This window comes from Psychrobacter sp. C 20.9, assembly GCF_001921765.1.
Lineage (GTDB): Bacteria > Pseudomonadota > Gammaproteobacteria > Pseudomonadales > Moraxellaceae > Psychrobacter > Psychrobacter piscatorii_B.
The window spans coordinates 126,976-150,097 of record NZ_MRYC01000009.1 but is presented as its reverse complement, the minus strand read 5'-3'; the positions used below and the strand labels follow the sequence as shown (position 1 = coordinate 150,097).

The window sequence follows — 23,122 nt, the reverse complement described above, 5'->3', positions numbered from 1 at the left end:
TCTTATCATAATGATTTGAATTGTCAAGACTTTTTATAATTTGTTTCACCAGGTTAACCGCGTTATTAATGTGTAATCTACACATCTCTCACTGCCAGTCCGTCTGATGAGGGCGTATTATAGACCCTTTATTTATTTAGTCAAGAAGTATTTTCTATTTAATTCAAACAATTTGCATCGTTCAAATCAGTAAACCACTTCCCTTTCGACTGGGACGCATTATACGCGGGTTTGAGGCTGGGTCAAGGATTATTTCGAGGGTCTTGCTCACTGCCTTGGCAAACATCAAATTGTAGAGATATTCCAATGGTTTATACACTTCAATAGTTTTATCTATTTTACAATGGTTATGCAAAACAGGGTTTGAACTAGTTATCTAGGACAGCCCCTTCGTTTGGATGTACATTTCGTTCAGAAACATAATGAATGGCTATTATGCAAGGATAAAACGTATCTGATAGTAGAATATTCTTCAACATAGTTGATCCAATTTAAGAGTGGTACAAGGCGACCGAGTGCAGATGTATACGTCATACTTCAAGCGAGGTTAACGCTGTAACGCTTTTTTAGTGGATTGACTATAACACCATGTTTTTATAGTAAATAAAGTATAAAAAAAGGGACTCACCTATTGGCAAGTCCCTTTTTTTATCTCAGCAAAACTCATATTTACGCTTACACCTTTGCTTTGATCGTAGTCACAATACCAGATAACGCATAAATGATACCGATCGCCAAGATACCAACAGGTATATCATAGAGCACGATACTCATGACCAGTACACCAATGATAAGCACCACAAAGGGTACTTTCTTTTTATCAAACTCTTTAAAGCTGTAGTACTTAACATTACTGACCATGAGCAGACCACAAATAACCACCCAATCTGCGAACAAAAACATGATCGCCGTATCGTACTGACCAATCCATTCGTTATGATCAACTGCAACCATAACCGCTGCTGTTACTAATATAGCTGCAAGCGGACTTGCCAAACCAACGAAGTATTTTTTATCGACGATACCCACCTGCACATTGAAGCGTGCAAGACGAAAGGCAGCACAGGCAGTAAAGACGAACGCACAACCAATCCCAATACGACCCAGCGGCTCTAGCGCAAAGCTATAAACCAACATAGCAGGGGCCACACCAAATGCGAGCATATCTGCTAATGAATCATATTGCTCACCAAACGGGCTTTGGGCATTAAGCATACGGGCAACGCGGCCGTCAGCCCCATCAAGAATCGCGGATAAAAAGATAGCCAAAGCCGCCTTGTAAAACTCGCCTTGCGTACTTGCCAAAATTGAATAAAATCCTGATAGCAGTGACAAAGTGGTAATCAAATTAGGCGCTAAATAGACACCGCGACTGACCACACGCTTACCTTCCGCAACCTCTGCCTCGACGACCTCAAAGGTCAAACCATCATAATTGTCATTGTCCGCTAGACGAATATTAAACTCATGCTCATCCATGTATGGAGGCTGGGTCGCTGCATTATCCTGCAACGCTCCCTCTTTTGGTGACATGTTATTTGGTTCGCCTTCAGGTGGCTGCATATTCGTCATCTTGATATCCTTATTGGCCAATATTGCTGTTCACTGACATCATCTACTGACGTCACTATTCACCAACCAGCCAGCGTACATTGGTCGCACTGTCAGGTGTTAAGTCTGGCGCATCTTCTACTTTTAGTACTGGCTGCAAGAAACGTAATATCTCGCGAGCATGGTTATCAAACTGCCATGGCGGATTGATAACCAGTAGACCTGTACCGTTCAGACCGACGGCCACATCATTAGGATAAATATTCAGCTCACAAACCAGTTGACGACGCATCTCGGTACGCTTGAGCTTTTTATAAAACAACTCAACCGCTTCGATATTTTTGATTGGAAACCACAGCGCATAAGTACCTTGTGGCCATTTGTTATAAGCCGAGACTAATAAATCGATCAGGCGCGTAAAGTCTTTATGCTCTTGCTCAAAGGGAGGATCAAGGAAAATCAAACCGCGCTTTTCTTTTGGGGGAATAACAGCGGTGATACCTTCAAAAGCATCACGATGCTGGATACCAATTGGCAGCTTATATAGCTGATAGTTCAGTGCATCATATTCAGTCGCTTTGGCTTCAAAAGCTTCGGCGCGCACGCCAACATCAGGTTTTTTAGCGGCGGTTTTTTCGACATGATGAGCAATCCACCACGGCGAACCCGGATAGACTTTATTGTCGTAAGTGAATTTGGCTTGTTTAATGCCTTCCATATAATCTTTGACAGCGGCTGGTGCTTTTTCGGTATCTGCTTTCAAAAAAGCCTGAATACCGCCTTTGGCCTCCCCTGTCTTGCGCGCTTCTTCACTGCTTAGTGAATACAGTCCGCGGCCGCCATAGGCGTCAAGCACATAAAACGGTTTGTTTTTCTGCCCCAATTGATTGAGCAGTTGTACCAATAAAATGTGTTTAACCACATCAGCAAAGTTACCAGCGTGGTAGGCGTGTTTATAGTTCATAATCTCAAAAGTTTAAATAAGAAAAATTGCATCTATGGTAGCATAGGCGGAGTAAAAGATAATGTGGTTTTAGTAAGCCTTTCAATAAAAACGCATTGAATGGCAGTATATTGACCACTGATTGATAACAAAGAGATGAAATGACGCAGATTATTAGCAACCTGAACAAGACAGCGTTGGTGGTTGATCATCCGATAGGACAGGACAATCCTCCGTTACTATCTCCAGACAGTCATAACGACGACCCTAACGCGCCTACCCAGCAGGTACTGCAACTGTCTGACTTTGCAGTTGACTGGGAAGATAAACTGACCGACAAACAGTTTGATACCTTTGTCACTGATGGCTGGCTCACTATTGATAATGTATTTAATAAGACCGCATTACTTGCGCTACAAGCAGAAAGCGGTTTTATTGACTATCGTGATGCAGAGCTGACTGCTGGTGTTCGCATCAGTGATATCCGCGGTGATAGGATACGCTGGATCACCGAGAACTTCTTTGCAGGCTACTATTATCTACAAAGCATTAACGCCCTCGCCGCTCTGTTTAATCGTAGCTTATTCGCTGGTATTCGTCATAGCGAAGCGCATTATGCGTGTTATCCGATTGGCTTTGGCTATCAATGGCACAGCGACAATCCTGCTGGGCGCGATGAACGGGTGATCTCAGCGGTGTTTTATCTTAATGATGATTGGGAAGCGACTGACGGCGGCGCGCTAGAAGTCGTTGATAAGCATGGCGTCCATCATGAAGTGATGCCAGTTGCCAATAGACTCATTATCTTCGACAGTGATTTGCAACATCAAGTGCAAACAGCCCATCGTCAGCGTTACTCTATTGCTACTTGGATGCGCCGTGACGGTCTTGTACCCTTTGTCGAAGTAGACGCTTAGCACCTGTTCTTCATTATCTATTTATATTTAACATTTTCATTATTATACAAAAGGCTAACCCATGTCAGACTCTCACCAACAGCCCACCCACCAACAAGCAACCTTAGATTTGAGTATTGCGCTACTCGAACGCCCATCTGTGACACCAGACGATGATGGTTGCCAAGACATATTGTCAGAGCGTTTGGAGCAAGCAGGCTTTGACTGCGAGTTTATGTACTATGGTGACAGACAAGCAAAGGGTGAACACGCTGAAGTTAAAAACTTGTGGGCGCGCCGTGGCACGACGGACCCCGTGATTTGCTTTGCTGGTCATACCGATGTCGTACCAACGGGTGATGAAAAAAACTGGACCTATCCACCATTTACGCCAACCATTGCTGATGGGTATCTATGGGCGCGCGGTGCGGCAGACATGAAGACAGGCATTGCGGCTTTTACAATTGCAGCTGAGCGTTTCGTTGCCAATCATCCTGAGCACAATGGTTCGATTGCTTTTTTGATCACTTCAGATGAAGAAGGTCCATCAATCAACGGTACGGTCAAAGTCATCGAAACCTTAGAGGCTCGTCAAGAAAAGATCACTTATTGTCTTGTTGGTGAGCCATCGAGCACAGATACGTTAGGCGATATCATCAAAAATGGTCGTCGTGGCTCATTAGGTGCAGAGCTCACTGTTACAGGTAAACAAGGCCATGTCGCCTATCCACACTTGGCCTGTAATCCGATTCATGCGGCGATGTCTGCGCTTGCTGAATTGACCTCTACCGCATGGGATAATGGCAATGACTACTTCCCAGCCACCTCATTGCAGATATCAAATATCAATGGCGGCACAGGTGCAACCAACGTCATCCCTGAAACGCTAAATGTGGTTTTTAACTTCCGCTTTTCGACAGAGACGACTGAAGATGAGCTAAAGGCAAAAACCCATGCTATCTTTGATAAGCACTTTGCTGATAGTAAGGCCAGTTATGATATCCAATGGAAGTTATCTGGTCAGCCATTCCTGACCCCTGAAGGAAAACTGGTCTCGGCCTGTCAAAACGCCATCAAAAAAGTCACCGATGTCGACACCACCTTATCAACCTCTGGCGGTACGTCCGATGGACGCTTTATCGCACCAACAGGCTCACAAGTGGTCGAGCTTGGCGTCCGTAATGCAACGATTCATCAAGTGGATGAAAAAGTAGAAGTTGATGATTTGGGTAAACTGGCCCAGATTTATGAGGGGGTTTTAGAAAATCTATTGTTAGATTAGTTTAGTGACTAATAACAAAAAGCGCCGTCTATAATAGATGGCGCTTTTTTATTATTAATAAATATAATAAAAGATAGCTCTAACCTTTAATATACTCTACAACCATTTTACCTAGAGTTGTCATATGAGTAGTGCGTTTGCTAGTTTCAACTAGTCCAAAGCGTAATAATGTCTCTTTATAACTATCTTGTAAAGCGGCTTTTTCTAGTTGCTCATTCTCTAATTCTTCGTTCAATCCAGTAATAGTTTTAGATATTGGCTTCAGAACATCTGGATGCTTTTCAACCCAATCAGAGTGTGGACCTTTACCCAATCTTGGTTCAAGAGAGTAATATATCAACCATATTATTTCAGGATCAGTTAGCTCTCTAAACATATTAAGTATTTTTCTTGATTCTTCGTACTTTAGATTTTCTCTACTTAAAGATTTTTCAAGTATAGACGCAAGTCTTTCTTTACGTTCACGACTTATTGAACGAGATGCTTGTAGCATGCCTTCTTCTAGTAAGTCTACCCCTTCTTCACTAGCTAAGTTTACTTTAAAACACTCAAGCTTTTCATCAACTTGAGATACTTTAGAGTCAAGTTCTTGAAGAAACACTACTATACGTTCAAACCTCAGGTTTGGCACGACGTTATCAAGAATTTCTGAAATTAGAGTTCCTACATACGGAATTGTACCTGCTACTGCTTTAGCAACACTAACTAATCTATCCTTAGAATTTGGATCTAATTGACTCATTATTACTCCAAATTAATAGCTAAGATTTAATATTACTAAGGTTTCAATATTTCACTGGTATAAAAATTCTACTCAATCCCAATATAAACATCCACTTGACCGTACTCTAAATTACCACCGATATAATGCTCAAAGTCTACATTAAATGTTCGGGTATGCTCACAGTCTGCTGTATTAAAATACTCCCAAGCATTTTCCCAAGCATTCATGACGGTATTTGGCATATGGCCTTCTTCAGAAAATACCAAGTACTTTCCTGCAGGAATGGTGACTTCTATCACATTACTGGTAATGGCGGTACGCTCACTGTCTGATTGGTCATCCTTCTCACTGGCTGTTTTCCAGCTAGCGACAACATCAAACGCCCCTACCAAGTCATCACTCTCATAGTTATGATAGATACCGTAAATATCCTCGCCTTCAGGCAACTGTCCTGCGTAATTCTGGTAAAACTTCTGCCACAATCTACCAAGCTTGGCAGTATCATGTCTAATCTCAGCGTGATTGGTGGTGCGAACGCTGATACCGCGACACGCTATCGCTTCTGGCAGCTCTTTAATTTGTGATGTCATGATGCGGCCTTTTTAATGTATTTATTGAATTTTTATGGATAACACTGCTCAACGTTATAGAGTCGATTAATCAGCTTCATCAATCCAATTCATTTGAATGGCTTCTAAAATGCCTTCGTTTGAGCGTTGTGGGTCATCATCAAAGCCTTCAAGCTCCGTGACCCAGCGGTGTAAATCCGTAAAACGTATATACTGCGGATCAGTCTCTGGAAATTTTTCATAAAGCTCGATTGCGATATCTAAGCTGTCTGTCCATTTTAATTTTTGTGGGGTCATAACGGTACCTTTTTTTAGTCGTTTTAGAAATAGTATTGTCGCCTTAGTATTGACGAGTTGATAGGCTCTATCCTACCAAAATTCAGCAAATGATTATAGCCAAGTTATTATAGGGCGCTATTTTTCAATACTGGGTTTCAATGTGGTTTAGGCTGACTTGGTAGATTTCACAGCAACTTGGTGGTTATTCCATGTGTTAATCACTTCCGTCAACCGCTCCCCTGTCATATCCAACACCTCTGGCGTACGCATACCGGTATCATCGGTAAATACAAACTTGGTCATACCAACGCCCATGAGCTGATTTTTGACAAAAAATCGATGCTCAAAATACACATATTTGTGATCCCAGCCTGCAACCGCACTGCTAAGCGTCATTTTATCCAAAAACTTGATTTGTTTGAGATAAACCATCTCTTGCATGGCAATGACCCAGTTCAGAGGCTTGATGCCTTTTTCATGACAGCGTGCCATCACCCAGCGTGTCACGTTTAGCTCAATAAATGACAAGTAACGATAATTGGGCAGATGATCGCGAAACCCCATGTCATGCGGTAATACCCGATAGTTACGGACAGTCGGTGCGATCAAGGTCTCAAGACTAATCGTCCCACTCATGGGCTCATGCTTGAGCTGCTGCTTAAGCAAACTGACCATAATAAAAAAGCGCAGTAACATATTCATAAATAGTGCTCTTACTTTGTTGTGTTTATGACTGAAGGTTGAACGGCTCAACGATATTTTCTTATCGTTGTTTCCGAAACGTTGATCACTTTAACGCAAAAAAAGCCACCTCAGTGACTTTCCTTGTTCAAACCTTACGGGCGAGAGTCCTTTATTAACATCCTATTTTAAATGTTAGTGACCACCACCATTGATGCTACGTACCATCTCTTCGACCATCTTTTTGGCATCGCCAAAGATCATCATGGTTTTGTCCATATAGAAGAGGCTGTTATCAAGACCTGCATAGCCGGTGCTCATCGAACGCTTGATGACCATCACCGTTTGCGCTTTGTTGGCTTCTAAAATGGGCATACCAAAGATAGGAGATGTCGGATCGTCTTTTGCTGACGGGTTGACGACGTCGTTGGCACCGATGACCAAGACCACATCGGTACTGGCAAAGTCGGAATTAATCTCATCCATCTCTAGGATATCGTCATAAGGCACGTCGGCTTCAGCGAGTAGTACGTTCATGTGCCCTGGCATACGGCCAGCAACAGGATGAATGGCAAAGCGAACGTTGACACCTTCGTCTTTTAATAGCTCGTACAATTCTTTTACCGCGTTTTGCGCGCGGCCTTGTGCCATACCGTAACCTGGTACGATGACCACATTGCTGGCATTGGACATAAGGAACCCTGCGTCTTCTGCTGAGCCTGATTTGTATGTTTTTGGTGCGCCATCATCACCGCCTGCAGCGGCCGCTGACGTACCCATACCACCAAACAAAACGTTTAGTAGAGAGCGGTTCATGGCTTTACACATGATATAAGACAAAATCGCACCTGATGAACCGACGAGCGAACCTGCGATAATAAGCATTGAGTTGCCCAGCGTAAAGCCAATACCTGCTGCCGCCCAACCTGAAAATGAGTTCAGTAGCGACACGACCACTGGCATATCACCGCCTCCGATAGGCGCAATCCACATCCAGCCAAAGATCACTGCAATCACTGTCATCGCATAAAACGCAGGCAAGGAATCCGTGACAAAATACACCCCACCAAACCCAATCATCGCTATAAATAGCAAGGCTTGGACAGGTTTTACCCAGCCGCCAGTGACTGTTTTTGCCCAGCTTTTTGCTGCTAATTTACCAAAAGCAAAAACCGACGCTGAGAAGGTAATCGCACCGATGAAGCAACCGATAAATAGCTCAACACGGGCAACCGCGCCATGTTCTTGCTCAGTGTGTAATACCGTCGCAAGGGCAATCGCAACCGCTGCCAAACCGACAAATGAATGCATCAACGCTACGGTTTCTGGCATCTGCGTCATGGCAACGGTTTTTGCCTTCCACATACCAACCAGCGCACCTAAAATCATCGCGCCAATAATGAGCCAAAGGACAGGGCCTTCTGCTAAAAAGAACGTCGTCACGACGGCAATCGCCATCGCTACCATACCAAAGCGGTTGCCACGAATCGCTGTCTTTGGACTCGACAATCCGCGTAACGTTAAAACAAAAAGGATCGCACCAACCAGATAGAACCAATCCGCATTCGCCGCAATCATTGTTGATAAATCATTCATGCGTCGCCTCCATTATCAGTGTTTGCTGCTGGGGCTTTTTTTACTTTGGGTTTGAACATCGCGAGCATACGTTCAGTCACCGCAAAACCACCAAAGATATTGATACTGGCCAAAAATACCGCAAAAGCACCAAGCAAACTGGTCGGGGTAAACATCGAGCCGTCGATATGGACAGTCTGTAGCATCGCACCGACGATCACGATACTTGATAAGGCGTTGGTCACCGCCATCAATGGCGTATGTAGCGCTGGGGTCACGCCCCAGACGACGTAGTATCCGACAAAGATAGCGAGTACAAATACGGTAAAAATCGCGACAAATGGTGTGCTACTCATGGCTGCACCGGCAGGCGCTGCCGCTAAAATGGTGGCGATCATCTCATCCTCCTAAAAATTTATTCGTGTCTGGCAAATGTATGGCGACCAGCAAGGGCTAGCGTTTGGCCAAGCGCACTTGGTTGTCGTGGGTCACTGCCAGTGCACCCTGAATCTCATCTTCCATATCTAAGTTAAGCGAAAGGTCGTTTGCTGCTGCATCGTCGCCAGCAGGTGCAATCAAAGTCGTGATAAAGTTAACCAAGTTATTGGCGTATAGATCTGACGACTGTGCGGCTAGCATAGATGGGATATTGGCGGCACCAACGATACGTACGCCGTTTTCTGTGGTGATGGTCTCATTTGGCACACTGCCTTCGACGTTACCACCGGTACCAGCAGCCATATCGATCAGGACAGAACCTGCTTTCATTTTGGCGAGGGTTGCCGCGTGCACGAGACGCGGGGCATTACGACCAGGAATCTGTGCTGTGGTAATGACAATGTCAGCATTGCTGAGTGCCTTGTCAACCACAGCAGCTTGGTCTTTGATATATTGTTCTGATGGCGTCCACGCATAGCCGCCCGTTGCTTTGGCTTTTTGTGCTTCGTCATCACTCATCGGCACATCCAGCCATTTACCACCAAGTGATTCGACCTGCTCTTTTGCCGCAGGACGCAAATCACTCGCTTCTACAACCGCGCCTAGACGCTTTGCCGTTGCAATCGCTTGCAGACCTGCCACGCCTACGCCCAAAATAACCACTTTGGCTGGCTTGACTGTACCCGCAGATGTCATAAACATAGGAAAAGGACGAGAGTATTCGTTAGCCGCGAGCAATACCGCTTTATAACCAGCAAGGTTAGCCTGCGATGACAATACGTCCATGTTTTGCGCACGTGATAATGTGCGCGGTAATAACTCCATTGCAAAAGCCGTCGCACCTTTGGCCGCATAAGTGTCAAGCTGAGTGTTGCGATACGGGTCTAGCATACCGACGACGATTTGGCCTGCACTCAAATGCTCTGCCACTTCGGTGGGCAAGTCGTGAATGGTGGTAATAATTTGAGACTGGGCAATCACCTCGGCGCTGCTGCTGGCAATGTCGGCTCCTGCCGCCTGATACAACGCATCAGCATAATACGCTGCTTGGCCTGCACCTGACTGAATGACGACTTCAAACCCAAGCTTGCGCAATTTTTTGACTGCGTCTGGGGTTAGTGCGACACGGCTTTCACTCGCGATATCTGCACTGATTACACCGATTTTCATATCGTCTCCTTACTTATATAGAATGACTTACCCTTAATACCCTCAACGCATTTTCAAAAGCATAGGGGACAAAAATCCTTAACCATGACTTATCCAATATCATAAATAAAGACTATCAATTTAATAAATGATGTGTTGTTTACCATCATGCCTTTTTATTATAGAGACATAATCTGCCAACTTTCATTGTCTAATGATGACCAACAAGTAAGATAAAAAGTTAGGTATTGATACCATCTTCATAACTTTTGTTGTTATATTAAAGTTTTTTATTTTTTCAAAAAACCTCTATCCCTTATATAACAAGGTCTCGCTTCAATAGAGGCTAACTGTATGGATATTTACGCATTGCCATATCCCCTTAAAAAAAACATAAAACACTCAAGGTCAAGTCAAGTTAAACCCGCATCTGTCGTATAATAAGAATGCTTGACACCTGAACAGGTCGGTCATTGACTCACGATAATAAGGACTCACCATGTATTTTTTACTCTCTCCTGCCAAATCTTTGAATGAAACAGACGCTGTACCAGTGAACTTGGGCAACTACTATAGTCAGCCTGAACTGATCGCGCACTCACAGTCACTCATGAAAGTATTGAAGTCCAAAGCGCCCGTTGATCTGCAAGAGTTGATGAGAATCTCTGATGATCTTGCGCAACTCAATACCACGCGCAATCAACAATGGCATTGGAGCGAAGATAAGCCGTTTACTGATGATGAGTCTGGTAATGCAGCAAAGCCGGCGGGCTACTTGTTCGACGGTGATGTTTATACCGGTCTTGATATGTATCACATGGATAAAGAAACGTCCATCTACGTCAATGAACATCTGGGTATTTTGTCAGGTCTTTATGGGGTATTAAAACCGTTGGACTTGATTCAGCCTTATCGTTTAGAGATGGGTACAAAGCTAAAAAACGCGCGCGGTGATAATCTTTATGAGTTTTGGAGAGAAGAAATAACTGACGTTATCAATGCTCGTATGGCAGATAGTGAGGACAAGGTCTTGATCAATCTGGCGTCGAACGAGTATTTTAAAGCGGTGAAAAAGAAAGCACTGAAGGCGGATATCATCACGCCACGGTTCGAAGACGAAAAAAATGGCACGTATAAAGTCATTAGCTTTTATGCCAAAAAAGCACGCGGACTGATGGTCAAGTACGCAGCAGACAATAAGCTGACCAGTGCTGAGCAGCTAAAGCAGTTTGATTTGGCGGGTTATTATTACTGTGTCGAGGCGTCTGATGATAAGACGTGGGTGTTTAGACGCGATGCGGCGGATCAGTAACTTGATATAAAAAACGGCTGGTAATGCCGAGACCTTGGCTAGATTTTCAGCAACGGTTGGGGTGATTTTAGCCTCAGCCTTTCAGCGTAGTACCACATTTGAATGTTCAACAGAACCTAGGGCTTGCACCTAATGAGCCACCATCAATAAATAAAAATTAGCCCCATTTAGTTTATCGCCTAATAACCATGGGGCATTATTAACGATCTTTTTCAATAGTCTTCCAGCCGTGAGCTAACCTATAATTTTCTTCATCTTTCATTGGTTGCAAATCGTATTCGCCATGACACTTGCATCATTTATTTCGCTCGATTGGACAAAATGACGCCAATGCTGCTGAGTACGATGCCGCATATCATGATGACTGATAGAGACTCTTTGAGTATCAACGCAGCGAGTATAGCGGTTAATCCTGGGGACAAAGAGCCAAGTAATAAGGTACGAATGGAGCCCAGCTGTTTGACCGCATAAGAAAATGCAATGGTTGATACCACCCCTACGCCAAGTCCTTGTATTAAGATAAAAGGCAGCACCTCATCAAAGGATACAGACCCTATATTGGTCTCCATGATGCCAGATAAAACCATCACCAATGTCAGAAAAAAAGAGGTATAAGAGAGTACGATAGCGATCACTATTGGGCTTAGCTTGGTGCTTTTTAACCCCAAGGTATAACCCGCCCAAATCAGGCTTGCCATCAACAGTAACCCCACCCCATACAGAAGACTATTAGGTATGGCCTCTGCCCTCCCGCCAATCATAGTCGCGATACCAAAGAGAATAAGGATCAATGCAGCAAATTTTCTTAATGATATTCGTTGACGATAAAAAATAAAAGATAATAATGCGGCAAAGAAAACTGGTGTCCCTGTCAAAATAGTCCCCATGTAAGCGGCTGGTACCGTACTTGCACCAAAAGCGGCCAACAAAAGAAACGGCACCCCGCCAAATAAAATAAACATGATATCTGGCAGTCTTATATTTTTGATTTCATGCCAATTAGCGCGTACCCAAGGGGTCAACAAAACGAGCGGTACACTAAAACGAATGAGCATGACATCCGCAATGCTGAGCGACGACGCCCCAACCGCTCGCACAGTCAACGCAAATCCTGACCAAATCAATAAGACGACGCTCATCGCCACATAGCCTTTGGTCAGTGGCGACATTATAAACAAAGGATTTTTGCGTGATGAGGGGTGGAATATCGTATTCATAGTCGTGTCTTATACTGGTATGCAAAGACCAATTATCGATTAAAATACGCGCTTTTATCTCTATTTATTCATTGCAATTTTGCAAATATTTGGTCGATAATGCTAATTAAATCAAAATTCTTGGCTTAAAAAACCAAAAGGCAAATTATGGACAAAATCGACCGTCATATCTTGGAAGTGCTCCAAAAAGAAGCGCGCTTATCTACGGCAGAACTATCCGAACGTATAGGGCTGTCGCCATCTCCTTGCGCAAGACGCCTAAAACGTTTGGAAGATGAAGGTTATATAGAGAACTATCAAGCAAACATAAACAAAGCCAAAGCGGGTATTGCGATGAGTTTTTTTGTGGAGGTGAGTCTGAACAACCACCAAGAAGAATCTATTGCAACCTTTGAGAATGCCCTATCCAATATGGACGAGGTCATCAATGGACATGTGGTGTCGGGTTCTTATGATTATTTATTAGAAGTGGTAAGCCCCAATCTCGATGGTTATGAGCGGTTCACACGTAAGCTACACAAGCTTGCTAGCGTAAAGGACATACACACTCATTTATCGGTGAGAAAGGTCATCAATAAGACGACTTTACCTATTTTTGTGTGAGACTTTTAACACTAATGCGCAACGTCGAGCACAGCCTTCCCTGACGTTAAGTCTATTAAGATTAATATAAATAGCTAGTGAAGTTGAATTATTACATAACTTTATTATCGAGCATAAAAAAGCCCTGCTATCTTTCGATAGCAGAGCCTTGAATAGTCAAATAGACTTTATGAGGTTGATTTTACTTTTTGCGAAAAGTGATTTATCAAGGAAGACGAGCGAAAATAGTACTTATTGTACATTGAGCGCGTCTAACAAAGAAAAACCACTTTGCAGCGACAGTAAAATTACATCATGCCGCCCATTCCACCCATACCGCCCATTCCACCAGCACCGCCCATGCCAGCCATACCATCGTCTTTTTCTGGTAGGTCAGTAATCATGGCTTCAGTCGTTAGCATGAGACCAGCAACAGAGGCAGCGTTCTCTAGTGCTGAGCGTGATACTTTGGCTGGATCAAGGATACCCATCTCAAGCATATCGCCGTACTCACCAGATGCCGCATTGTAACCGTAGTTACCCGTGCCGTTTTTCACTGCGTTAACAACCACTGATGCTTCTTCGCCAGCGTTGGTAACGATTTGACGTAACGGTGCTTCCATCGCGCGGCGTAGAATGTTGATACCTGCGTCTTGGTCGTCGTTGTCGCCTTTGAGCTCAGACAATGCATTCATGGCACGAACTAATGCAACGCCGCCGCCAGGTACAACGCCTTCTTCAACCGCGGCACGAGTGGCATGTAGCGCATCGTCAACACGGTCTTTTTTCTCTTTCATTTCAGTTTCAGTCGCTGCGCCAACTTTGATTACTGCTACGCCGCCTGCTAGTTTCGCAACGCGCTCTTGTAGCTTTTCTTTATCGTAATCAGAAGTAGACTCTGCGATCTGACGGTTAATAGACTCAACACGGTTTTCGATGTCAGCTTTGTTACCAGCGCCATCAACGATCACGGTGTTTTCTTTACCAACAGTGACTTTTTTCGCAGTACCCAATTGCTCAAGCGTCGCAGTCTCTAGGCTTAGGCCAATCTCTTCAGAGATTACCGTGCCGCCCGTTAGCGTTGCGATGTCTTCTAGCATGGCTTTACGACGATCGCCAAAACCTGGTGCTTTAACGGCACAAGTTTTTAAGCCGCCACGCATGTTGTTTACAACTAGAGTTGCCAATGCTTCGTTTTCTACGTCTTCAGCGATGATTAGCAATGGTTTGCTTTGCTGCATGACTTGCTCAAGTAATGGCACGATCTCACGGATGTTGCTGATTTTTTTGTCAACCAATAGGATATATGGGTTTTCAAATTCAGCAGTCAAGCTGTCTTGCTTGTTGGCAAAGTACGGGCTGATATAACCACGGTCAAACTGCATACCTTCGACAACTTCTAGGGTATCTTCGAAGCTTGAACCTTCTTCAACGGTGATAACGCCTTGCTTACCCACTTTTTGCATCGCTTGCGAGATCAGTTCACCTATTTTGGTGTCTGAGTTTGCAGAGATAGAACCTACTTGTGCGATGGCTTTTTCATCATCAGCTGGCGTTGATAGGTTATGGATTTCTTGCACAGCTGCGCGAACGGCTTTGTCGATACCGCGCTTAAGATCCATTGGGTTCATGCCAGCGGCCACTGACTTCATGCCTTCTTGTAAGATTGACTGAGCCAATACGGTCGCAGTCGTTGTACCATCACCAGCGACATCATTGGTACGGCTAGCAACTTCACGAACGAGCTGAGCACCCATGTTTTCAAATTTGTTTTCAAGCTCGATTTCTTTGGCAACTGATACACCATCTTTGGTGATGGTTGGCGCGCCAAAAGATTTATCGATAACCACGTTGCGGCCTTTAGGGCCTAGGGTGACACGTACTGCGTTTGCTAGAACGTTGACGCCGTCCATCATTTGTTTACGGGCATCTATGCCGAATTTTACGTCTTTTGCCATGGTAAATTACTCCATTATTATAAGTATGAGAATACAATTGAATGATTTGATAGTTGCTTATCAAAAGCGGTTATCAGAACCTGTGGTCAAGATGTGCTGAGTATAAAACGATACTCAAGAGGACTAGCCTTCTAGCACACCTAGTACATCAGACTCTTTCATAATCAATAGTTCTTCACCGTCAACCTTCACGGTTTGACCAGCATATTGACCGAACAAAACTTTGTCGCCAGCTTTTACATCTAACGCACGAGTTTCGCCATTGTCACGAACTTGGCCATTACCAACTGCAATGACTTCACCTTGTGAAGGTTTCTCTTGAGCAGAACCCGGCAATAAAATACCACCAGCAGTTTTTGTCTCTTCTTCTATGCGGCGGACGACGATACGGTCATGTAAAGGACGAATGTTCATCGATATGACTCCAAAAATTGGTTGTTTGAATAAAGGGTTTATTTGAATTAATAGTCTCAATACCAGTATCTATAAGAGTCGCCATTCAATCATAGCAATCTAAAGATACGCTTTGAGCTTGTAACAAAAAGTGGGGGCAAGATAGGTTGGCTTCAAGTGTAAAGCCCAAAAATTTACAAGATTGTTCTGACGGAATTTGATAGAGATGAGGCTTAATAGAGGCCATACGTTTTATTTACCCTCTATTGCTGGCTTTACAGCACGTTACCCTCGATGGTCGTATCAGATGTCATAGCAACATTCGCTACAATCGTCACACGTGCCAGTCGATTGTTACTCTTGAAAATGTAACAGAGTATGACCATTATAAGCGTTGTGAACATAATAAGAATGACGATAGATGCTGCTATATCAGCATCTTATTAACTACTAAGAGGTATTTATGAGTTTTTTATCAATGCATAATAAATCACTGCCCAACGCTTCTAATAATACGAAACGCAGTCCATCTAAGTTTTTATCTGCCTTAATCACAGGTATCAGTATTTCTACCATTGGAGCCTTGAGTATGACCGCACCCACACTTGCCAGCGCAAAGACTGTTCAGCCATCAACGGCCAACTATAGTTTTACCGTTGAAGATAAATACAAAGGAACCGCGACTCGTACGTTAAACAAGTCCGGCAATACTTGGAAATACAACGTTAAGGCTCGCGTCGCCGGGGTAGCTAGTGCCTCGCAAAACAGTACGTTTACCCTCAATGGTAATAATGTCATTCCAACCCAAGCCAGCACCACTTATAAGCTATTAGGATTGGGTCGTACCCACAAACTAAACTTTAACCCAAATAGCAAAAAGGTGACCAGCAACTATAAAGGCAAGACCACAACGCTGAGTATGCCGCAGCAAGCTTTTGATGATTTGAGTCTTGAGGTGCAAATTCGTCAAGATCTGTTAAATGGTAAGTTCACTGGCAATTACTACATGGCAAAAAAAGACAAAATCGAAAAGACCCCATTTAAAAAATCTGGCAGCACAAAAATTACCGTTCCAGCCGGTACCTTTGATACTGTCCGTGTTGACCGTATTCATGACGACGACAGTCGCTCTACCAGTTTTTGGTTGGCACCAAGTCTAGACTACTTACCCATCAAGGTTAGTCAGATCAATGATGGTAAGAAGATGGATTTGGAATTGACCAAGGTTAACTAATCCAAGTATGTAAACAGAAGCGTTGAAAAGTAATACTGCAATAAAAAAGCGGCGTCCTATTTGGAACGCCGCTTTTTTATATCTTAAGATTAATGACTATTATTACAGCCTACTAATGAGAACGCGGTTTTTTAACAACATTATTCATCGACGGCAAGCGTTTTAGTAAAATAAACAACCAAACGTTGATGGCAAACAACAATACAAAATCAATCAGATATACCGCTATTTCCGCCCAGCTGCTGCCATACGCGCGCGTAAACAGCACCACGCCACTTGCGCCCAAATATACTAGAGTAAACATGCTGCTTATCAATAATGCATAAGGAGAGCGTCCACGTAGTATCCATGGTGTTAAGATAAAGGCGGGTACTAACCACAATGCTTGCCAAGCAATACCACCAACGATATCAGGGCGACTGACATTAAACACATTGATCAAGATGGGCAACCCAAGCAGTCTATACACCAACCAAATCAGCCACGTCATCATCAAGCGCTGCGCAATAGGTGCGATAGGCTTGGTAACTTTAGGAGACTTACTGTTAGAGTGGTTTGTAGCCATTAGAGATTTTTACTTCCTAAATGAATAGCATAGATATGTCGCTATTAGCGATTAATCATCAGTATTTGAGTGCAAAGAGTGTTTAAGTATCAAGCTTGAGCTATAACACCGGTTACATGAGACTCGATTAGCGACCCCAGTTTGCTTGTGCTAAAGCAGTAGCGGTGATTGCCAAGCGGCGACCTTGTGCAATACCTAGGTCACGCTCGTCTGCCGATACTGGCTGATCATGCGCCGCACCACTGACATGACTGGCACCATAAGGCGTCCCGCCGCGATGCGTCCGATTTAATGCAGGCTCAGCATAAGGCACACCCACGATGACCATCCCGTGATGCATCAATGGTAACATCATCGTGAGCAATGTGGACTCTTGGCCACCATGCATAGAGCCTGTCGCTGTAAATACGGACGCTGGCTTATTTTGTAGGTTTCCCGCCAGCCAGAGCGTGACGGTATTGTCCCAAAAATACTTCATGGGCGCGGCCATATTGCCAAAGTGCGTCGGGCTACCCAGTGCCAGACCGCTACAGTCTTTTAGATCATCCATCGTACAATACAAGTCACCTTCATCAGGTATCGCAGGCTTGCTCAATGTGGTTTCAGGTGCCACCGTCGGGACAGTACGAATACGTGCGGTCATGCCAGCATCTTCGATCCCTTGAGCGATAGCATATGCTAATGTCTTTGTCGTGCCGTAATTTGAATAATAAAGCACCAAAACGTAAGGGTTGGCCTGACTCATTAACCGTCCTTCCTCATAAAATCATTGATAGTATTATCTATATATCATTATTTATCGATCAATAACGATATCGCCCGCGATAGGCGATGCGATGATGTGCTCATTATGCCCCAGTCATTCACCGACATGCAAACCAGCTGACGACTATTTTACGACCACTTACTCGAGCCACGCCTACGTGATGCCTTATCAAAGAGCCGCTGTGCATTTTGACACAATTAAACGGCAGATGATAACGACGCATGTTTGTTACACTATTGTCACTCTTACTTTTGCTAACTGGTCGACATGGAAAAATTCTCACAAAAACTGCCATTTCTACAACAACGCTGGTTTCAATTCTTGCGATTTTTGGTTCGACATTTTTTTGAAGACAACTGTCAGCAAAAAGCAGCATCGCTAACCTACACGACTATGCTGTCGATCGTGCCTGTATTAACCGTTTTGCTCATGATATTGTCCTCTGTACCGGCACTGGCATCCGTCAGAGCGCAGATATACGAGGTCATTTATAGCAACTTGTTACCCCAATCGAGCATGCAAGTCAGTGAATATATCAATGACTTCGCCGAAAAATCATCGAACCTTACCATCATCGGCGCCATGGTGCTATTTTTTACCACCATCATGACCTTGACCACCATTGAGCGTGCCTTTAATCAAATCTGGCGGGTGGAGAGCCGCTCAGGTGGTATAAAGAGTCTGCTGCGGTATTGGACGATTGTGACCTTGGGGCCTATGGTGCTGGGTACGGCGTTTATCGCTTCAAGCACGGTACAAAGCTTGAGTTTTTTAAATCGCCAAATCGCGGGTTACGGTATTGATTGGGGGTTTTGGGTACAAGTGGTGTCGGTTGGTATCACCATGGCCGGCTTTATAGGGATGTATTGGTTTATTCCCAAAGCCCGTGTGCCCGCAAAAAATGCAGCCATCGCTGGGGTCTTTGTGACGATTATCTTTGAGCTGATGAAGCATCTGTTTGGCACAGTGATGGCCAACTTTACCAGCTACGAGGCGATCTACGGGGCTTTTGCCGCGCTTCCTATATTTTTGCTATGGATTTTCTTGTCATGGAACCTTATCTTATTGGGCGTTGAGATCAGCTATACCTTGACGATTTTTGAGACCGAAGAAGTCTACCCGCGCCATCCCCTACTTAGCTTGCTGGACATGCTGAACTTGGTATATACCCATCATCTAAAAGGTGAGGCCGTCAGCGAACAAGCGCTGCGCAATGTGCTGGGACGAAAAGAGCTACCCAAATGGTATACCTATATCAATTATCTACAAGACAGTAACCTCATTACCATGACCGAAGATGAGGACTATGTACTCAAAAAAGATCTGAGCAAGATGACATTATGGGATTTTTATCGCACCTTGCCTTATCCATTGCCTATTAAGGATGAGCTTGATGAGATGAGGCTAGAAGACCAAAAACCTTGGCTTAGCTTACTGGTAGATCGTTTTGAGCACACAGAAGCCTATGCTAAGCAGCAACTACATCTGCCATTGAGTGCTATATTCGCCAATAGTGAGCCGCGCAAAAACCCTGATGACAAAGGCACGAATAAAAACACCCAACATCCTTTATTTAAAAAACCTGAGTTTAGAAAAACATCGCAAGCCGCTCCTAAAAGCTTAGCTCGACAGTCAACTGATACAACAGCGACCCCGCACTTTGATCCAGCCGCTTATGACAAGGACAGTAAGGTTGAGTGTGATGCACATGATAATGAAATCATCATTCCTATAGACCCAAAAACGGCGCCGTCTCCACAAACCAGCAGATGGGGACACAAAAGCACAATCATCACCGAAGCGGACAACCCTAAACACGGCTCTAGCAATAAAAATTAGTTTGCTTAAATAGATAAAAGAAAGCTAATTGGAAATAAATAAACAAATGTAGTACAGTTTGTTAATATAGCTGTTATATTCCCAGCAACACATTTGTTGGGGTGTTCTTTTGACACATAGCACAGCATTTCCATTAAAAACCATAAGTATCGGCATTATCTCTATAATGCTATCTGCATGCGGTGAAGGTAGTGATGATAATACACCGCCTGCACCATCTGATAAGCCGCCTGTAGTGGTTCCACCTGATACAAGTGAGCCATTAACGCCACTGGAACCAAGCACGCCAATCAAACCTAGCGAACCATTAACACCGCTTGAGCCGAGCACGCTGATCAAACCTAGCAAGCCATTAACGCCGCTGGAGCCAAGCACGCCGATCAAATATCCAGAACCACAAAAAGACCGTGCTGATTATTATCAATTAGGCTTCTTTGACTATGACGGTGCCGGTGAAACACGAGAGATCCATTCTGATTTACTAGGTTCTTTCCAAGCTATGATTCAATTTGGGCAGAATCATACGGTAGATCCTCAGGGCAACGAAGCAAAAAACATGCCACGCCTAACTGCAGAAAAAGAGGCGTTATTACTGGTTACGCCTACGCTTGAGATGGGAGCAGTCAATCAACTGGTTGCTGAGATTTATCAAGATGGTCTGCTATTACGCAGGGTCAATTTAGACGACCCGACCCAAATCCCACCATCTGACCAAAACAACAGCGATGATAGACCACCGGTCGCCTATAGTAAGCGCGCTTGGTCAACCAAACTCAACTGGGATGAAGTACAAAGCGGCCTTAAGATTCGCATTGTCGATGAACAAAATCGTAGCGGTGAATTACTAGAGAATAAAATAGACTTTGCAGCGCCAGGTGAGCTGGTCTTAACCAATATTCGTCTTGGTCTTTTGAGCCCAGTGACTGTAAACAACAATGGTCATTATATGCTGCTACAGCCAGAAAAGGCGGGCGCAGATTATTTCCAGACCATTCCAGCAGCAAAGATGACTGTCGCTAAATACGATGACATCGTGCTTGATCGGGTGATGGTAGCGAACGGTACTATTTATGATACGGCTTCAGGTAGCAGCTCAGATGGCAGCGTATACAGGGGTGATATGCGCGAAAACACAGGCAAATCAACCTTTGGCGTCGGTATTAACCTTGCCAACTGGGGCGTCACTAGCGCATCGATGCAAAGCCAAGAACAGCCGCAGCTCACCCAAAATGTCAATGCACACCACGCACGTGGCAAATACGCCAACGGTACATTTAACCACGGCTTAAGCGGTGGCAATGGTATGCTGACTTTGATTGACTCGGTCGGTAATGAGTTTAGTCATGAAATTGGCCATCATTATGGATTGGGGCATTATCCAGGTAAAGTTGGTGATAAAAAATTCTGGTCAGAGCACCATGCCGATAGTGGTTGGGGTTACATGCCCCTTAGAAATAGAATGCGTGGTAACTTTGAATGGTGGCGAAAAGACGTCGGTGCCGGTACTGAAGACTCACCTACTTTCTTAGGTCAATACAGCTATGGTCGTGACGCCATGTCTGGTGGCTCTAATAACAGTGACATCTCGCGCTATACTCATTACACCGGCTATAGTACAAAAACCAAAATCCAGCCAGCATTTGATCGTTATATGTTTGCCAGTGACTCACCGACGGGCTATAAAAAATGGGATGCTGAGCGTCAAAGAATGCAGATCGCACAACCAAAAGTACCACGATCTAATAATGTTTGGTACAACAGCGCCGATGGCAACTATTTAAGACCGCGTTTGCAAGGCGTGCCTGTTTATACTATTTTAGGCGGTTATGACCCTGTCACCCAAAAGGGTATTATCTATCCGGCAGCGCGTGGTAACTGGGGTAACGTCTTTGACTTACCGGCGGCGAGTAGTTCAGCTGACGTCGCTAGCTGCTGGCTGACCGTTACTTACAGTAACAACATGGTCAATAACATTGCCCTTGCCCCTCATCGCATGAATGGCAATAGCAACGCCAATAAATTTCACGTCAATTTAGCGATTTCTGAAAACCCTAACAAAGTCGATTTGTATTGTAAAAAAGCCAACGAAGCACAGGTATTATTATCATCAACCGCTATTGGTCCCTATAGCGACCCCATCAAACCAGCCGTTACTTTTGGTAAAGAGCATGGCTTTAGCGCCTTAAGAAAAATCCAATTACCACTATTAGCGCAGCAACTTATCGATCAATCGGCCAACCCGACTATCAATTTGGACGCCGAGGGTGAGCTGATATATCACTCTTATAAAGATGATCGTGATGCGCTCAGTCAAGTACTCAGCCCGCTTGCCTTTCAGGTACTCGAGCGTTATGAGCAGCAACAACAGACCATGTATCGCTTAAATCGTTGGGTCAATGTGTATCGCATTGATTTAGTCGAGGGCGGGCCGGAGGTCATCACTGCCTTTCATAAGTTTGTCAACGAATTAGAACTGCAAGATGATCAGCCTCTAGCAAATGTCAGCCCACTCATGAATGGTAACAACTGTCTTAAGGTTGAAACATTAGAAGATGGTAAGCTCAATACTTTTATTAGCGGACCAAGTGCTTGTACAGGAGATGACTCTGAGCAATGGATTCAAGACAGCAAAGGTCGTATCCACAATAAAATGGCACTAGATCAGTGCCTAATGCCACAAGGTGGCAATGTCATTAACCTAGCCCCTTGTGATGATCAAGCAAGCTCGCAAGTTTGGCAAATAGATGTATCCGCCAACGCCATCAAGCAAGGCAATCAATGCTTTGACTTAGAAAATGGCTATATGAGTAATAATCGCGCTCGACTCATTCGCTATAGCTGTACAGGTGGCGGCAACCAAAGATGGACGATGCTTACGCAAAACTCGAGTTTGATATTATCTAGCGCTGGCAAAAATCTACCGCTGATAATAGAGAGTATGCAAAAACAAGCAGTGACGACAGACACCATGCACATGCAGTTGGCAAGCACCAATAGTAATCATCAGCAACCCTCTACACTAGCAAAAGTAAGCAACGCGATAAGCACTTGGTTTTATAGTCTCATCAGCTAATTGAAAATACATAATAATGATAAAAATAAGCTCCTATGATAGGGGCTTATTTTTACTAAATTTTTCATCGTTATTATTTATATGATAAGGTAATAA

Annotated in this window: 21 protein-coding genes; 7 read left to right on the top strand and 14 right to left on the bottom strand. The window is 44.1% G+C overall.

Annotated elements, in window-relative coordinates:
- Positions 1-675 precede the first annotated feature (675 nt).
- Positions 676-1,479 (bottom strand): CDP-diacylglycerol--serine O-phosphatidyltransferase, encoded by an 804-nt coding sequence (pssA, locus tag BTW00_RS08050; protein WP_075106974.1) that lies wholly within the window; start codon positions 1,477-1,479, stop codon positions 676-678.
- Positions 1,480-1,627: 148 nt separating this feature from the next.
- Positions 1,628-2,515, bottom strand: coding sequence for a 23S rRNA (adenine(2030)-N(6))-methyltransferase RlmJ (locus BTW00_RS08045; RefSeq protein WP_075106966.1), 888 nt, complete (start codon positions 2,513-2,515; stop codon positions 1,628-1,630).
- Positions 2,516-2,655: 140 nt separating this feature from the next.
- Between BTW00_RS08045 and BTW00_RS08040 the strand changes: the two genes are divergently transcribed.
- Positions 2,656-3,411 carry a 2OG-Fe(II) oxygenase gene (locus tag BTW00_RS08040; protein WP_075106965.1) on the top strand — a complete coding sequence of 252 codons (756 nt, stop codon included), beginning with the start codon at positions 2,656-2,658 and terminating at the stop codon, positions 3,409-3,411.
- Between the two features lie 61 nt (positions 3,412-3,472).
- Complete coding sequence (dapE, locus tag BTW00_RS08035; protein ID WP_075106964.1) at positions 3,473-4,672, top strand: succinyl-diaminopimelate desuccinylase; 1,200 nt, start codon at positions 3,473-3,475, stop codon at positions 4,670-4,672.
- Between the two features lie 79 nt (positions 4,673-4,751).
- On the opposite strand, the gene BTW00_RS08030 is transcribed toward dapE, so the two are convergent.
- The 7 genes from BTW00_RS08030 to BTW00_RS08000 form a co-directional block, all read right to left on the bottom strand.
- A complete protein-coding gene (locus BTW00_RS08030; RefSeq protein WP_075106963.1) occupies positions 4,752-5,414 on the bottom strand; it encodes a hypothetical protein in 663 nt (220 codons plus the stop codon).
- Between the two features lie 68 nt (positions 5,415-5,482).
- On the bottom strand, positions 5,483-5,986 hold the full coding sequence (locus BTW00_RS08025) for a GyrI-like domain-containing protein (protein WP_075106962.1): 504 nt from the start codon (positions 5,984-5,986) through the stop codon (positions 5,483-5,485).
- 66 nt (positions 5,987-6,052) lie between these two features.
- Positions 6,053-6,262: a Fe-S cluster assembly protein IscX gene (iscX, locus tag BTW00_RS08020; protein ID WP_011279849.1), complete on the bottom strand. Its 210-nt coding sequence runs from the start codon at positions 6,260-6,262 to the stop codon at positions 6,053-6,055.
- Positions 6,263-6,409: 147 nt separating this feature from the next.
- On the bottom strand, positions 6,410-6,946 hold the full coding sequence (locus tag BTW00_RS08015; protein ID WP_075106961.1) for an acyl-CoA thioesterase: 537 nt from the start codon (positions 6,944-6,946) through the stop codon (positions 6,410-6,412).
- 174 nt (positions 6,947-7,120) lie between these two features.
- Positions 7,121-8,503 (bottom strand): NAD(P)(+) transhydrogenase (Re/Si-specific) subunit beta, encoded by a 1,383-nt coding sequence (locus BTW00_RS08010; RefSeq protein ID WP_178379275.1) that lies wholly within the window; start codon positions 8,501-8,503, stop codon positions 7,121-7,123.
- A gap of 14 nt (positions 8,504-8,517) precedes the next feature.
- Positions 8,518-8,856, bottom strand: coding sequence for a proton-translocating transhydrogenase family protein (locus BTW00_RS08005; protein ID WP_075106973.1), 339 nt, complete (start codon positions 8,854-8,856; stop codon positions 8,518-8,520).
- A 97-nt stretch (positions 8,857-8,953) separates the two neighbouring features.
- Positions 8,954-10,108 carry a Re/Si-specific NAD(P)(+) transhydrogenase subunit alpha gene (locus tag BTW00_RS08000; protein ID WP_075106959.1) on the bottom strand — a complete coding sequence of 385 codons (1,155 nt, stop codon included), beginning with the start codon at positions 10,106-10,108 and terminating at the stop codon, positions 8,954-8,956.
- Between the two features lie 478 nt (positions 10,109-10,586).
- On the opposite strand from BTW00_RS08000, the gene yaaA reads away from it, so the two are divergent.
- Positions 10,587-11,399, top strand: coding sequence for a peroxide stress protein YaaA (gene yaaA / locus BTW00_RS07995; RefSeq protein ID WP_075106958.1), 813 nt, complete (start codon positions 10,587-10,589; stop codon positions 11,397-11,399).
- Between the two features lie 299 nt (positions 11,400-11,698).
- Here the strand turns inward: yaaA and BTW00_RS07990 are convergent, their stop codons facing one another.
- Entirely contained in the window at positions 11,699-12,616 is a 918-nt protein-coding gene (locus tag BTW00_RS07990) for a DMT family transporter (RefSeq protein ID WP_256714036.1), read from the bottom strand.
- Between the two features lie 147 nt (positions 12,617-12,763).
- Between BTW00_RS07990 and BTW00_RS07985 the strand changes: the two genes are divergently transcribed.
- The gene (locus BTW00_RS07985; protein WP_075106957.1) at positions 12,764-13,219 is read left to right on the top strand and encodes an Lrp/AsnC family transcriptional regulator; all 456 of its coding nucleotides are present in this window, start codon (positions 12,764-12,766) and stop codon (positions 13,217-13,219) included.
- A gap of 287 nt (positions 13,220-13,506) precedes the next feature.
- Here the strand turns inward: BTW00_RS07985 and groL are convergent, their stop codons facing one another.
- Together groL and groES are read right to left on the bottom strand one after the other, a co-directional pair.
- On the bottom strand, positions 13,507-15,156 hold the full coding sequence (groL, locus tag BTW00_RS07980) for a chaperonin GroEL (protein WP_058024925.1): 1,650 nt from the start codon (positions 15,154-15,156) through the stop codon (positions 13,507-13,509).
- Between the two features lie 123 nt (positions 15,157-15,279).
- Positions 15,280-15,570 carry a co-chaperone GroES gene (groES, locus tag BTW00_RS07975; protein ID WP_058024926.1) on the bottom strand — a complete coding sequence of 97 codons (291 nt, stop codon included), beginning with the start codon at positions 15,568-15,570 and terminating at the stop codon, positions 15,280-15,282.
- Between the two features lie 457 nt (positions 15,571-16,027).
- Here groES and BTW00_RS07970 point away from each other — a divergent pair, with 457 nt between their 5' ends.
- Positions 16,028-16,783 (top strand): DUF3108 domain-containing protein, encoded by a 756-nt coding sequence (locus BTW00_RS07970; RefSeq protein ID WP_058024939.1) that lies wholly within the window; start codon positions 16,028-16,030, stop codon positions 16,781-16,783.
- A gap of 112 nt (positions 16,784-16,895) precedes the next feature.
- Here BTW00_RS07970 and BTW00_RS07965 read toward each other — a convergent pair whose 3' ends face one another.
- Both BTW00_RS07965 and wrbA read right to left on the bottom strand, forming a co-directional pair.
- A complete protein-coding gene (locus BTW00_RS07965; protein ID WP_075106956.1) occupies positions 16,896-17,348 on the bottom strand; it encodes a hypothetical protein in 453 nt (150 codons plus the stop codon).
- A 127-nt stretch (positions 17,349-17,475) separates the two neighbouring features.
- Positions 17,476-18,093 carry an NAD(P)H:quinone oxidoreductase gene (gene wrbA / locus BTW00_RS07960; RefSeq protein ID WP_075106955.1) on the bottom strand — a complete coding sequence of 206 codons (618 nt, stop codon included), beginning with the start codon at positions 18,091-18,093 and terminating at the stop codon, positions 17,476-17,478.
- Between the two features lie 288 nt (positions 18,094-18,381).
- Between wrbA and BTW00_RS07955 the strand changes: the two genes are divergently transcribed.
- Together BTW00_RS07955 and BTW00_RS07950 are read left to right on the top strand one after the other, a co-directional pair.
- Positions 18,382-19,953, top strand: coding sequence for a YihY/virulence factor BrkB family protein (locus BTW00_RS07955; RefSeq protein ID WP_083603602.1), 1,572 nt, complete (start codon positions 18,382-18,384; stop codon positions 19,951-19,953).
- Positions 19,954-20,119: 166 nt separating this feature from the next.
- Positions 20,120-23,026: a M66 family metalloprotease gene (locus tag BTW00_RS07950; RefSeq protein WP_075106953.1), complete on the top strand. Its 2,907-nt coding sequence runs from the start codon at positions 20,120-20,122 to the stop codon at positions 23,024-23,026.
- The last annotated feature ends 96 nt before the right edge of the window (positions 23,027-23,122 follow it).